A 12860-nucleotide genomic window follows, 5' to 3' on the forward strand; every position below is an offset into this window, starting at 1 on the left:
GAACCGGGTAGCCTTAAGGGCCGTCCTGCCGGGCAATTTGCGGGCTGCCCCGCGCGTCTCGCGTGGTTGATCACGCGGTCGTCTTGCCTCAGATCAGACTAGCCGCGGGATGGTTAAATTGTTCTAAAGGCCATGCGAGCGCCGACAGTTTTCGGCTTCGAATTCTCCGGATTATCTGTCAGAAACTTGCACGGTTGGCGATCGGATGCACGGGAGCCACGGGGGCTTTCCGCGTCAGGCCGCCGGACCGCCGATGCAAAAGCAAACGCCACGCCTCCTTGCGGATGGCGCGGCGTTCGTGAACGTTTTCGTCGGTTCTGCTTATCCAACTGCTCAGTTGAGCTTGGCCATGCCGCTGCGGATGACGGCGCGCAGGTCGTCGATCGGGCGCAGCGACGTGCCGTCGTCATAGTGCCAGAAGGTCCAGCCATTGCAGGCATCGAGCCCCTGCACCTTGGCCCCGAGGCGATGGATGGATCCCGCTTCGCCACCGCTGGCCACGGTGCCGTCGGCGCGCACGATGGCGCTGTAGCGGCGCCTCGCATCGGTGAGCACTGTACCCGGCTTGATCATGCCGCTTTCGATCAGAGTGTTGAAGGCGACGCGCGGTTCGGCCTTCTTGCCGGTCATGACCGAGAGGGTGGCTTTTCCAAGCGGCTCGACGGCGGCGATGCGCTCGGCCGCCGCGTCGATATAGCTCTGTTCGCGCTCGATGCCGACGAAATGGCGGCCGAGGCGCTTGGCCACGGCACCCGTCGTGCCGGAACCGAAGAACGGATCGAGCACCACGTCGCCCGGCTTGGTCGAGGCCATCAGGATGCGGGCGAGCAGCGCTTCCGGCTTCTGGGTCGGATGCACCTTCTTGCCGTCGTCGCCCTTCAGCCGCTCGCCGCCCGAGCAGATCGGGAACAGCCAGTCGGAGCGCATCTGCACGTCGTCGTTGGAAGCCTTCAGGGCATCGTAATTGAAGGTGTAGCCCTTGCCCTTGGCGCTGGGGCTCGCCCAGATCAGCGTCTCATGGGCGTTCTGGAACCGGCGGCCCTTGAAGTTCGGCATCGGGTTGGTCTTGCGCCAGATGATGTCGTTGAGGATCCAGAAATTCAGGTCCTGCAGCGTCGCGCCGACACGGAAGATGTTGTGATAGGAGCCGATGACCCAGAGCGTCCCGGTCGGCTTCAGCACGCGGCGGCAGGCAAGCAGCCAGGCGCGGGTGAAGGCGTCATAGGCCTCGAAGGACACGAACTGGTCCCACTCGTCGTCGACTGCATCAACCAGCGACTGGTCGGGCCGGGTGAGCGCACCGCCGAGCTGAAGATTGTACGGCGGGTCGGCAAAGACGACATCGACCGAATTGTCGGGAAGCGCTTCAAGGGCTGCGACGCAATCGCCCTTGATGATGGAATCGAGCCAGCCGGAAGGGCTGACGCCGCGGGAGATTTCGGCCAACGAAACAACTGATGACATGGACAACTCGCACCTACGCTTACTCGGAACTGATCAGTGCTTATGGTTACCGAACTTGGTTACCAAATGCTGAAGGCGGGCGGGAAATTTGCTAAACGATACACGGGATGGAAAGTCCATCACCGATACGGTATCTCGTTTTCATGATCAAAAGCGACGCCATAGCAAGATTGCAGGAGCCGTTCGCGGGATGGGTGCAACCGCGCTTTATCTTTATGGCTCTACGGTGCGGGACGCGGCACAGGCCACCAGCGATCTCGATCTGTTTATCGATTACGATCAAGAAAGCCGGTTCAATGCCTTCGATCTGATCGGGATAAAACTACTTTTAGAGACGGAACTTGCGGTACCGGTTGATATCGCCACTCGGGATGGGTTGCATCCGGTGCTGAAATCCGAAATCGAAAAGTCCGCTGTACAGGTTTTTTGATGGCTCACCGGCACGAATTTCATGGGCTGTCCGACAGGATTATCTGGGGCGTTGTCATAGGGCCTCCAGGTGATCGACTCGGATATCGCAGAGATCGGGGAGACTCACCCCCCTCTGTCACTTTGTGACATCTCCCCCACAAGGGGGGAGATCATTCTTTTTCCGAATGGATTTCGAGGCTTATGGTGATCTCCCCCTTGAGGGGGAGATGTCGGCGTCGCCGACAGAGGGGGGTAAGTCTCCCCGACCTCTGAGGCAGCCGAGTTGATCAATCGGAAACCGTATCACAGATGAATTGCCCGCCTTGAAAATTGAGGTCGCGGCTCTGAACGAGAAATTCAAGGGGTTCTCGATTCAGCCCTTGCAACAACACCGCCATTCCGTCGGCCTAACAGGGGGAATGGGAAGAGCGGTGCCTCCGGCGTGCGTTATGTCTATTTGGCCCACTCATGCATGGACTCCCGTTCCGCATGATACGCCCGGCTATCTTCCGGCGCCTCATCCCGCTCGCTCATGCCATAGTCACGGATGACGGTGGCGATGCGCAGGCGGTAGTCGGCGAATGTGCCGTTGCGGCCGGCATGCTGGGCTGCCCGGTGTTCGGGCCCGTTGCGCCATTTGGCGATCGCTTCCTCGTCGCGCCAGAAGGACAGGGAGAGGATCTTGCCCGGCATCTTCAGGCTTTCGAACCGCTCGATCGACAGGAAACCGTCGATCCTTTCGAGGCGCGCGTGCAGTTGCGCGGCGAGATCGAGATAGGCGCTGCGCCGGCCATAGACCGGCGTGACCTCGAAGATGACGGCGATCACAGCGAAACTCCCCTGGCATGCGGCAACGAAACGTTCTTCAGGAAAATCCGGTCCTCCTTGAGGATGAACCGCTCTCTCCTGGCGAACTGGTAGTTCTCGGCACCGAGCGGATCGGCTGCAAGCCTGGCGCGATAGGCCTCATAGGCGGCAAGGCTTTCGATATTGTAGACGCCATAGGCGGTCGTGGCCGAGCCTTCATGCGGGCCGAAATAGCCGATCAGGTCGGCACCATTGCGCGGAATGGCCTGACCCCAGTTGCGGGCATAGGTGGCAAACTCTTCACGCTTGAACGGGTCGATCTCGTAGCGGATGAAGCAGGTGATCATCGGTGTTCTCCTCGGTTTCGATGATCCTTTTTGCCAGCTTGAATGCTGCCGATGCTTCGGTTAGCATCGAAGTATGAAAGAAGGACCGGACATAGCCCAGATTGGATCGCTGATCGGCGATCCCGCCCGCGCCAACATGCTGACCGCGCTGATGGGCGGCAAGGCGCTGACGGCGACCGAGCTTGCCGGAACGGCGGGGATCACGCTGCAGACGGCGAGTTCGCATCTGTCGAAACTGGAGGCCGGCGGGCTGATCGGCCAGCGCAAGCAGGGCCGGCACCGCTATTTCGCGCTTGCCGACGACGATGTCGGCCTTTTGCTGGAAAGCCTGATGGGCTTTGCCGCAAACCGGGGGTTCACGCGCCACCGTACCGGCCCCAAGGACCCGGCGCTGCGCAAGGCGCGCGTCTGCTACAATCATCTCGCCGGCGACTACGGTGTGCGTTTGCTCGACAGCCTTGTGGCCGAGGAGGTGATCACCGGTGCCGGCGACGACCTGTCGCTGACGCAGACCGGCGAGGACAAGATGACGGCGCTCGGCATCGACCTTTCGGCGCTCACCAAATCGCGGCGCCCGGTCTGCCGCACATGCCTCGACTGGAGCGAACGCCGCTCGCATCTCTCCGGCTCGCTCGGCCAGGCCCTGCTGACGCTGTTTATCGACAAGGGCTGGGCCAAGCGCGAGCCCGACAGCCGTGCTGTGCGCTTTACCGGAACCGGCGAAAGGGAATTCGCGAAACTCTTCCCCCTGCCCGCCAGATCAGCCACCGGGCGGCACGACAAGCACGCCGTCGAAGCCTGAAGCGGCGATGCCGGTGCATAGCGGCGACCATTCGCAGCGGACGCATCCGTTGCGGATAGCGCCCGCGCTGAAAGCCTCGCGCATCGTGGCGAGAAATTCCGCATCCGGGCGGATCGAAGCGCCAGGCCCGGCAGGCATGCCGAGCAGGGCTTCCACCGCTCTGCGCGCCCTCAAATCCCGCTCTGTCACGGTCTCGCAAAGACAGTGAGAGCCGGCCTCGCCAAGCATCGGCGCACAGATATCATCCGGCCCCTCGACCACAAGGATATCCTCGCCTGCGGAAAGGCGAACGGCGATCCGGACATAATTCTCGGTGAAAGCCTCCGTATATCCCTTGCCGATGAAGGTCAGCATGCAGAGCAGATGATGCGGGCGCAGGCGAACGGTCATGCGGGCCTTCGTATAAAGAGGAGAAAGGGAGGCCGAAGCCTATTTTACCTAGCCCGCATATACGCGGAACGCAACAACTTCGGTTTCCGCGCCCCGCCCTCGCTGCCCTAAGTGCCGACCCGGCCCCTTCCCGCATACCAGCTTCCCGCTCTGCGCGGTTGAGCTTTCCGGCCGCATCGTGTACATCGCCCCCTTCCTTTCAAGGATCTGGCTTTCCCAAGGATTTCCCCGACATGAACAGCATTGATCTCATCATCTTCGACTGCGACGGCGTTCTGGTCGATTCGGAAATCATCGCCTGCGAGGTCGAGGCGGAACTCCTGACCGAAGCGGGCTACCCCATCAGCACCGAGGAAATGGCGGAGCGCTTTGCCGGCATGACCTGGCACAACGCGCTTCTCGCCATCGAGAAGGAAGCCGACATCCCGCTTTCGGCGAACCTCCTTACCAAGAACGAGGCCATCCTCGACAAACGTCTCGCAAGCGACGTCAAGGTCATCGACGGTGTCAAGCCGGTGCTGGCGCAGCTCAAGCTGCCACATTGCATCTGCTCGAACTCGACCTCGACGCGGCTTTCGATGATGCTCGCAAAGGTCGGCATCAAGGACCATTTCGGCAAGCATATCTATTCGGCCCGCGATCTCGGCGAAGACCGCGTCAAGCCGAAGCCGGACATCTTCCTGCACGGCGCCAAGCAGTTCGGCGTCGATCCGTCGCGCGTCCTGGTGATCGAGGATTCCGTGCACGGCATCCATGGCGCCACCACTGCAGGCATGCGCGTCGTCGGCTTCACCGGCGCGTCGCACAGCTATCCCTCGCATGCCGACAAGCTGACCGAGGCCGGCGCCGAAACGGTGATCTCGCGCATGGGCGCCCTGCCCGGCGTCATCGCCGCACTGTCGGAATGGTCGGAATCGTTGATGGCGTGATGACGGCATCATAGCGATCGCCGGAGCATGCCGGACGTTACCCCCCTCTGTCGGCGACGCCGACATCTCCCCCTCATGGGGGGAGATTGACCGCACGCGGAGCGCGCCCCTTACACAGGAATCAGCGAGGGAAAAGAACAATCTCCCCCCTTGAGGGGGAGATGTCACGAAGTGACAGAGGGGGGTGAGGCCGCTGTCTCAAAGGCCACCGCTTATTTCTTCTTCTTGACCGGGCCCTCGTCGAAGCCGACATAGACCTTGGCGAAATCGCCGGCGCCGCCGGGCAGCGCGATGTCGGCTTTGGTGAAGATGAACTGGGTGGTGCCGACGCCGGCGGGAACCTCGACCGGATACTGCGTCAGTTCCGAAAAGAGCGTGTTCTTGCCATCGGTCGCAGCGACGCGGATCGGCAGGTTGACGTTGCCGGCGCCACCGGCCGGGCCAGCCACCACGCGTCCCTGGACGACGACGGTCATCACCAGTTGGCTTTCGTTCTGGACGCACTGGCGGGTCGTGTCGGCCAGTGACGCCTGGTAGACGATCTTGGTCGGATCATCCTTGGCGCCCTTGGCATAGGTGCGGTAGTTGGCGGTTCCGTCGAGCAGATAGACTTGCGGGCAAGTCCCCTGGATGACGGCGGGCGTCGCTGCGGTCGCGCTGCCGCCGGCGTCGATCGCTCCGCCGGTATCCGTTTTGTTGCAGCCCGCTACGAGCACGAGAAGTGAAATTCCGAGAAGACGGCTGGAGATTTTACCAAACACCTGACTTGACCCTCTGCCTTGCACAATTGATGTCACGGGGCAGGACTGACCGGAAAATAAGGAATTTTTCGGTTTGATCCCCCTGCAACTGGGCCTTTCAAGACCCTTGGCGATGGTCTATAGCAGCGGCGGATCGAAAAATCGATTGGAGTCTCGGAGCCAAAAGTCAATTTTTCAGCACCCGTTAAAACGCGACGGGACGCGGCTGGAACGACCAACGGCGGAGCTGCAATGCGATATTTCCGTCAGCTTTGCCAAGGCCTGACGCAAAAAGAACCGCGGTTTCCATCCGGTTCGAATAGGGTGCAGATCAATTCCCGCCGCATCCTCCGCGGCAACACAGACGACGAAGGATGGTCACGGTGAAGTATGTCTCGACGCGGGGCGAAGCCCCTTCGCTGGGTTTTTGTGATGCGCTCCTGGCGGGTCTTGCCCGCGACGGCGGCCTCTATGTGCCGAAGGAATGGCCGAGCTTTTCCAAGAAGCAGATCCGCGCGCTGCGCGGCAAATCCTATCAGGAGATAGCCTTTACCGTTCTGTCGCCCTTCGTCGACGGTGAAATTCCCGACGACAAGTTTCGCGCGATGATCGATGAGGCCTATGCCACGTTCCGCCATCCGGCGATCGCGCCGCTTATCCAGACCGGACCGAACGCCTTCATCGTGGAGTTGTTCCACGGCTCGACGCTTGCCTTCAAGGACGTCGCCATGCAACTGCTCGGGCGGCTGATGGATTATGTGCTGGCGGAGCGCAACCAGCGCGCGACGATTGTCGGCGCAACCTCGGGCGACACCGGCGGTGCTGCGATCGACGCCTTTGCCGGGCGCGACCGCACCGATATCTTCATCCTGTTTCCGCATGGCAAGGTCTCGCCGGTGCAGCAGCACCAGATGACCACCTCGACCGCCGCCAATGTCCATGCGTTGGCGATCAAGGGCAATTTCGACGACTGCCAGAACCTCGTCAAGGCGATGTTCAACGATGTAGCCTTCCGCGACGGCGTGGCGCTCTCCGGCGTCAACTCGATCAACTGGGCGCGCATCATGGCCCAGATCGTCTACTACTTCACCACAGCGCTCGTCCTCGGCGGGCCGGACCGGAAAATCTCCTTCACCGTGCCGACCGGCAATTTCGGCGATATCTTCGCAGGCTACGTCGCCATGCAGATGGGGCTGCCGATCGACAAGCTGGTCGTCGCCACCAATGAGAACGACATTCTCGCCCGCACGCTGAAGACCGGCCGCTACGAGATGCGCGACGTCAAGGCAACCACCTCGCCCTCGATGGACATCCAGATCTCCTCGAACTTCGAGCGGCTGTTGTTCGAAGCCTATGATCGCGACGCTTCCAAGGTGCGCGGCGCCATGGCGAGCCTGAAGCAGTCCGGCGCCTTCGAGATCGAGGAAAAGGCGCTGAAGAACATCCGCAAGGTCTTCCGCGCCGGTCGCGCGACCGAAAAAGAGGTCGCCAAGACTATCCGCTCGACGCAGGAGGCAACCGGCTATCTTCTCGACCCGCATACGGCTATCGGCGTTTTCGTCGCCGGCAAGCATGAAAAGCCGAATACGCCGATGGTGACGCTTTCAACCGCCCATCCGGCAAAATTCCCGGCTGCAGTAAAATCGGCCAGTGGTATTGACCCGGCGCTTCCAACGTGGCTTGCTGATCTGATGGTCAGGGAGGAGCGTTTCGATATTCTGGAGCCGGAGCTGAAAATCGTTGAAAACTTTATCAGCGAGCACGCCCGCATCCTGAGCTAAGGACGCAGAAAGACGTATGATGAAAGTTGAGTGCACCCGGCTCCAATCCGGGTTGACCGTCGTCACCGAGAACATGCCGCATCTTGAAAGCGTGGCACTCGGTGTCTGGATCAAATCCGGTTCACGCGATGAAACCACGGACGAGCACGGAATTGCCCATCTGCTGGAACATATGGCGTTCAAGGGCACAGCGCGGCGAACCGCCCGCGAAATTGCCGAGCAGATCGAAAATGTCGGCGGCGAAGTCAACGCCGCGACTTCAACGGAAACCACGTCCTATTACGCCCGCATCCTCCAGGACGATGTTCCGCTCGCCGTCGATATCCTTGCCGACATCCTGACGGAATCGTCCTTCGAGGAAGACGAACTGCAGCGCGAAAAACACGTCATCCTGCAGGAAATCGGCGCCGCCAACGACACGCCCGACGATGTCGTCTTCGACAAATTCGCCGAAGCCGCCTTTGCCAACCAGACGATCGGCCGACCGATCCTCGGCACGCCGGAAACGGTTCTTTCCTTCACGCCTGAGCAAATCCGAACCTATCTTGGCCGCAACTACACCACCGACCGCATGTTCGTCGTCGGTGCCGGCGCGCTTGATCATGATAGCTTTGTGCGACAGGTTGAAGACCGTTTCGCGAGCCTTCCGCAAAAACCGGCCGCGCCGCCCATTGCCGATGCCGCCCGCTACACCGGCGGCGACGTGCGCGAGGATCGCGACCTGATGGACGCGCAGGTCCTGCTCGGTTTCGAAGGCAAGGCCTATCACGCCCGCGACTTCTACTGTTCGCAGATTCTCGCCAATATCCTCGGCGGCGGCATGTCTTCGCGCCTCTTCCAGGAAGTGCGCGAGCATCGCGGTCTCTGCTATTCGGTCTATGCCTTCCACTGGGGCTTTTCCGATACCGGCATTTTCGGCGTTCATGCCGCAACCGGCGGCGAGAACCTGCCGGAACTGATGCCCGTCATCATCGATGAATTGCGCAAGTCATCGATGAAGATCGAGCAGCAGGAAATCGACCGCGCCCGCGCCCAGATCCGCGCCCAGCTTCTGATGGGACAGGAAAGCCCTGCCGCCCGCGCCGGCCAGATCGCCCGCCAGATGATGCTCTACGGCCGCCCGATCCCCAATGAGGAACTGATGGAGCGCCTGTCCGGCATTACCATCGAGCGCCTGACGGATCTTGCCGGGCGATTGTTCTTCGACACGGCCCCAACGCTTTCGGCGATCGGACCGGTCGAAAAGCTGGCGCCGATGGACGATATTCTCGGTGCACTTTCCAGCGGCACGGTAACACGCAAGGCGGCGGCGATGTGAATCAATCGACCGTGGAGTGTGCGGCCCCACCCCCCTCTGTCGGCGATGCCGACATCTCCCCCTCAAGGGGGGAGATTACAATTGGCCTTGGCGCTCATGGTGGAAAAGAATGATCTCCCCCTTGAGGGGGAGATGTCACGAAGTGACAGAGGGGGGTCAAGCCGCTCGGCAACCGCTCTATCAGAGACAATGGCGCGGAGGCTTATATGACACGATCGGTCTTTCGGTTTCTGTCACGGCAGCCGGATCCGGTCGAGATTGCCAATGCCACGCATTTGCTGCGTTTGCCGAAGACATCCGACTACCGGCAATGGTACCAGCTGCGCAGCGAAAGCCGCGCCTTTCTCGAGCCGTGGGAGCCGACCTGGCGCACGGATGAGATGACCGAGAGCGCCTTTCGCACCCGCGTCATCCGCAACGAGCAGGAATTTGCGTCCGGCCAGGCCGTGCCACTGTTCATTTTCCTGCGCGGCGAGGACCAGCTGATCGGCGGGCTGACCATCGGCTATATCCGCCGGGGTGCTGCCCAATGCTGCATGATCGGCTACTGGATGGGCGAGCGTTATGCCGGCAAGGGCCATATGGCGCAGGCAGTCAAACTGGCTATTCCCTACATCTTTTCGAGCCTTCAGTTGCACCGTATTGAAGCAGCCTGTATTCCCGAGAACCACAGAAGCATCCGGCTCCTTGAAAAGGCCGGGTTTCAGCGCGAAGGCTATTTGCGGGAATACCTGAAAATCAACGGGCAATGGCGGGATCACCTCATGTTCTCCCTTATCTCGCAGGACAGCGTGCAACCTAAGAATTTGAGTGATTGATGTCTTTGAACTGCCTGCCGCTTCACCCCTCAGCACGAAGGCTCCTGGCGCTTCTGGTCGCCATGATGGCCATGATCTGCCTGATGGGTAGCGGCGCGGCGTTTGCCACGGAACCCGTGAAGATTTCGCGCGAGGACACGGCGCTTGACCTGACGGCGACGACGGAAATCTATACCGGCCGCGGCGAAGCCTTCCAGGTCTCGACCGCTCCCGGCACGGACGGCATCGTCCGGCGCATCGAGGTGCGGTCGAGCGCCGAGAACCACCAGGGCGACTGGGCCGTTTTCGCGCTCGCCAATGTTTCCGAGGAGCAGTTGGAGCGCGTCATCGTCGCCCCGCATTTCCGCCTGGTGAATTCCAAACTGTTCTGGCCGGACCTCGGCTCGCAGCGCATCCTCTCGATCACCCCGAGCGAAGGCTTTGCGCTCGACCGGCAGCCGAGCGAAGAAGCGGACGTGTTTCGCATCACGCTGAACCCAGGCTCGGTCATCACCTTCGTGGCGGAACTGGCAGGACCTGACCTGCCGCAGATCTACCTCTGGCAGCCGGATGCCTACAAGGACACGGTCAACGCCTTTACCCTCTACCGCGGCATCGTGCTCGGCATTGCCGGCCTGCTCGCGGTGTTCCTGACGATCCTCTTCGTCGTCAAGGGAACCTCGATGCTGCCGGCGACGGCCGCTCTTGCCTGGGCGGTGCTTGCCTATATCTGCGTCGATTTCGGTTTCCTGTCGAAGCTGATCAGCATCACCGCCGGAGACGAACGAATATGGCGGGCGGGAACGGAAGTGTTTCTCGCCGCCGGCCTCGTGATCTTCCTGTTCACCTATCTCAACCTCAACCGCTGGCACCAGCATCTGAGCTATGCGACGCTCGCCTGGATCCTCGGTCTTGGGCTGCTGTTCGGGGTTGCCATCTACGACCCGGCGATCGCGTCGGGTATCGCGCGGCTTTCCTTCGCGCTGACCGGCACCTGCGGCATCTTCCTGATCGCCTATCTCGGCTTCAACCGCTACGACCGCGCCATCCTGCTCGTGCCGGCCTGGCTCCTGATCCTCGTCTGGCTGTTCGGCGCGTGGCTCACGGTCACCGGCCAGCTTGCCAATGACATCGTGCAACCCGCGCTCGGCGGCGGCCTCGTGCTGATCGTGCTTCTGATCGGCTTCACGGTCATGCAGCATGCCTTTGCCGGCGGCGCCTATAGCCAGGGTCTGTTCTCCGATCTCGAGCGCCAGTCGCTGGCACTGACGGGCTCGGGCGACACCGTCTGGGATTGGGACGTGGCGCGCGACCGCGTCGTCACCATCCCCGACATCTCGGCACAACTCGGCCTCTCCCCCGGGGACATGCATGGCCCGGCCCGCAACTGGCTACCGCGACTTCATCCCGATGACCGCGACCGGTTCCGCGCAACACTCGACGTGCTGCTGGAGCATCGCAAGGGGCGGCTGAATCACGAATTCCGCGTCCGCGCCGAGGACGGTCATTACCACTGGCTGTCGATCCGCGCGCGGCCGGTGCTTGGCGCCAATGGCGAAATCATCCGCTGCGTCGGCACCATCGTCGATATCACCGAGCAGAAGAACTCAATCGACCGCCTGCTGCACAACGCGCTTCACGACAATCTGACGGGATTGCCGAACCGGCAGATCTTCCTCGACCGGCTGCAATCCATCCTGTCGCTGGCGCCGGGCTCAAGCGCTGTCCGGCCGACCGTGCTGGCGATCGATATCGACCGCTACAAGCAGGTCAATGAGGCGCTCGGCATCGCCGCTGGCGACAACATCCTGATCGCGCTGACCCGCCGCCTGCGCCGGCTCCTGAAGCCGCAGGACACGCTGGCCCGCCTCGGCGGCGACGCGTTCGGCCTGATCCTGATGTCGGAACGCGACCCCGCCAAGGTCGCCGATTTCGCCGATGCGGTTTCCAAGGCGATCATGGTGCCGCTCAATTTCGGCAACCGAGAAATCAATCTCACCGCCTCGATCGGCCTCGTTTCCTGGGTCGATCAGCAGGAAAATGCCGCAGGCTTGCTCGATGACGCCGAGCTTGCAATGTTCCGGGCCAAAAAGGCGGGCGGCAACCGCGTCGAGCCCTTCCGACCGGCCTTCCGCACCTCCGGCACCGATCGCCTGCAATTGGAAAACGACCTGCGCCGCGCCATCGAGCGCAAGGAATTGAGCCTCGTCTATCAGCCGATCGTGCGCCTGGTGGATGCCGAGATTGCCGGTTTCGAAGCCCTGATGCGCTGGGAGCATCCGAAACGCGGCAGCATCTCACCATCGGAGTTCATCCCGATCGCCGAAGGCTCCGATCTCATCAACCAGCTCGGCATGTTCGCCTTCGAGAAGGCGACCAGCGACCTGACGGAATGGCAACTCCAGACCGGCGACCTGCCGATCTTCGTCTCCGTCAACCTGTCGAGCGCGCAGCTGCTCAACAACGACCTGCATGACGATGTCCGGGCGATCTTGAACAAGAACCACTGCGACCCGCAGAAGGTGAAGGTGGAACTCACCGAATCCGTCGTCATGGAAAACCCCGAGCAGGCCCGTCTGGTGCTGGAAAAGCTGAAGAATGCCGGCCTGAAACTGGCGCTCGACGACTTCGGCACCGGCCACTCCTCGCTTGCCTACCTCACCCGCTTCCCCTTCGATACGCTCAAGATCGACAAGGCGCTGGTCAAGGACCCGAGCGACAAGCGCACCATCCTGCTCCGCTCCGTCATCACCATGGCGCGCGAACTCGACATGCAGGTCGTCGCCGAAGGCATCGAATCCGAGGAAGATGCCATCCAGCTGGCCCAGATGGGCTGCGATTTCGGCCAGAGCTTCCTCTTCGGCCCGCCGATCGGCTCGGAATCGATCCTGCGGCTGTTGAAGGAACGGTTTCCGCTGATGAAGCGGGCGTAATGTGGCGTAGTGAGTAGTGAGTGGTGAGTGGTGAGTGGTGAGTGGTGAGTGGTGAGTGGTGAGTGGTGAATAGCGAATAGCGAATAGCGAATAGTCGCAGAGCTGTTTCCCGCCCAAAGCTCAAGGAAAAGTTACTGTATG

General features: G+C 61.5%; 12 protein-coding genes. 7 read left to right on the forward strand and 5 right to left on the reverse strand.

Annotation, left to right across the window (positions count from 1 at the left end; translation table 11 throughout):
- Window positions 1-333: 333 nt before the first annotated feature.
- On the reverse strand, window positions 334-1464 hold the full coding sequence (locus ACSQ3F_RS01105; protein WP_436098515.1) for a site-specific DNA-methyltransferase: 1131 nt from the start codon (window positions 1462-1464) through the stop codon (window positions 334-336).
- A 190-nt stretch (window positions 1465-1654) separates the two neighbouring features.
- On the opposite strand from ACSQ3F_RS01105, the gene ACSQ3F_RS01110 reads away from it, so the two are divergent.
- Window positions 1655-1894 carry a nucleotidyltransferase family protein gene (locus ACSQ3F_RS01110; protein ID WP_436102007.1) on the forward strand — a complete coding sequence of 80 codons (240 nt, stop codon included), beginning with the start codon at window positions 1655-1657 and terminating at the stop codon, window positions 1892-1894.
- Between the two features lie 434 nt (window positions 1895-2328).
- Here ACSQ3F_RS01110 and ACSQ3F_RS01115 read toward each other — a convergent pair whose 3' ends face one another.
- Both ACSQ3F_RS01115 and ACSQ3F_RS01120 read right to left on the reverse strand, forming a co-directional pair.
- A complete protein-coding gene (locus ACSQ3F_RS01115) occupies window positions 2329-2703 on the reverse strand; it encodes an antibiotic biosynthesis monooxygenase family protein (protein ID WP_436098516.1) in 375 nt (124 codons plus the stop codon).
- Window positions 2700-3029, reverse strand: a complete 330-nt coding sequence (locus tag ACSQ3F_RS01120; protein ID WP_436098517.1) for an NIPSNAP family protein — start codon at window positions 3027-3029, stop codon at window positions 2700-2702. Before ACSQ3F_RS01120 ends, ACSQ3F_RS01115 begins: the two co-directional genes overlap by 4 nt.
- A gap of 73 nt (window positions 3030-3102) precedes the next feature.
- Between ACSQ3F_RS01120 and ACSQ3F_RS01125 the strand changes: the two genes are divergently transcribed.
- On the forward strand, window positions 3103-3831 hold the full coding sequence (locus ACSQ3F_RS01125) for an ArsR/SmtB family transcription factor (protein WP_436098518.1): 729 nt from the start codon (window positions 3103-3105) through the stop codon (window positions 3829-3831).
- On the opposite strand, the gene ACSQ3F_RS01130 is transcribed toward ACSQ3F_RS01125, so the two are convergent.
- Window positions 3790-4221, reverse strand: a complete 432-nt coding sequence (locus tag ACSQ3F_RS01130; protein ID WP_436098519.1) for a DUF1284 domain-containing protein — start codon at window positions 4219-4221, stop codon at window positions 3790-3792. The two genes, ACSQ3F_RS01125 and ACSQ3F_RS01130, sit on opposite strands and share 42 nt — an antisense overlap.
- Before the next feature lie 233 nt (window positions 4222-4454).
- On the opposite strand from ACSQ3F_RS01130, the gene ACSQ3F_RS01135 reads away from it, so the two are divergent.
- The gene (locus ACSQ3F_RS01135) at window positions 4455-5150 is read left to right on the forward strand and encodes an HAD family hydrolase (RefSeq protein WP_436098520.1); all 696 of its coding nucleotides are present in this window, start codon (window positions 4455-4457) and stop codon (window positions 5148-5150) included.
- Between the two features lie 212 nt (window positions 5151-5362).
- On the opposite strand, the gene ACSQ3F_RS01140 is transcribed toward ACSQ3F_RS01135, so the two are convergent.
- Window positions 5363-5911: a hypothetical protein gene (locus ACSQ3F_RS01140; RefSeq protein ID WP_436098521.1), complete on the reverse strand. Its 549-nt coding sequence runs from the start codon at window positions 5909-5911 to the stop codon at window positions 5363-5365.
- Window positions 5912-6264: 353 nt separating this feature from the next.
- Between ACSQ3F_RS01140 and thrC the strand changes: the two genes are divergently transcribed.
- The 4 genes from thrC (at window position 6265) to ACSQ3F_RS01160 (ending at window position 12719) form a co-directional block, all read left to right on the forward strand.
- A complete protein-coding gene (thrC, locus tag ACSQ3F_RS01145) occupies window positions 6265-7671 on the forward strand; it encodes a threonine synthase (RefSeq protein WP_436098522.1) in 1407 nt (468 codons plus the stop codon).
- Between the two features lie 16 nt (window positions 7672-7687).
- A complete protein-coding gene (locus ACSQ3F_RS01150; protein ID WP_436098523.1) occupies window positions 7688-8989 on the forward strand; it encodes a M16 family metallopeptidase in 1302 nt (433 codons plus the stop codon).
- Window positions 8990-9195: 206 nt separating this feature from the next.
- Complete coding sequence (locus ACSQ3F_RS01155; protein WP_436098524.1) at window positions 9196-9807, forward strand: GNAT family N-acetyltransferase; 612 nt, start codon at window positions 9196-9198, stop codon at window positions 9805-9807.
- Window positions 9807-12719, forward strand: a complete 2913-nt coding sequence (locus ACSQ3F_RS01160) for an EAL domain-containing protein (RefSeq protein ID WP_436098525.1) — start codon at window positions 9807-9809, stop codon at window positions 12717-12719. Before ACSQ3F_RS01155 ends, ACSQ3F_RS01160 begins: the two co-directional genes overlap by 1 nt.
- Window positions 12720-12860 lie beyond the last annotated feature (141 nt).

The sequence above is a fragment of the Pararhizobium sp. LjRoot238 genome, assembly GCF_964252955.1.
GTDB lineage: Bacteria > Pseudomonadota > Alphaproteobacteria > Rhizobiales > Rhizobiaceae > Pararhizobium.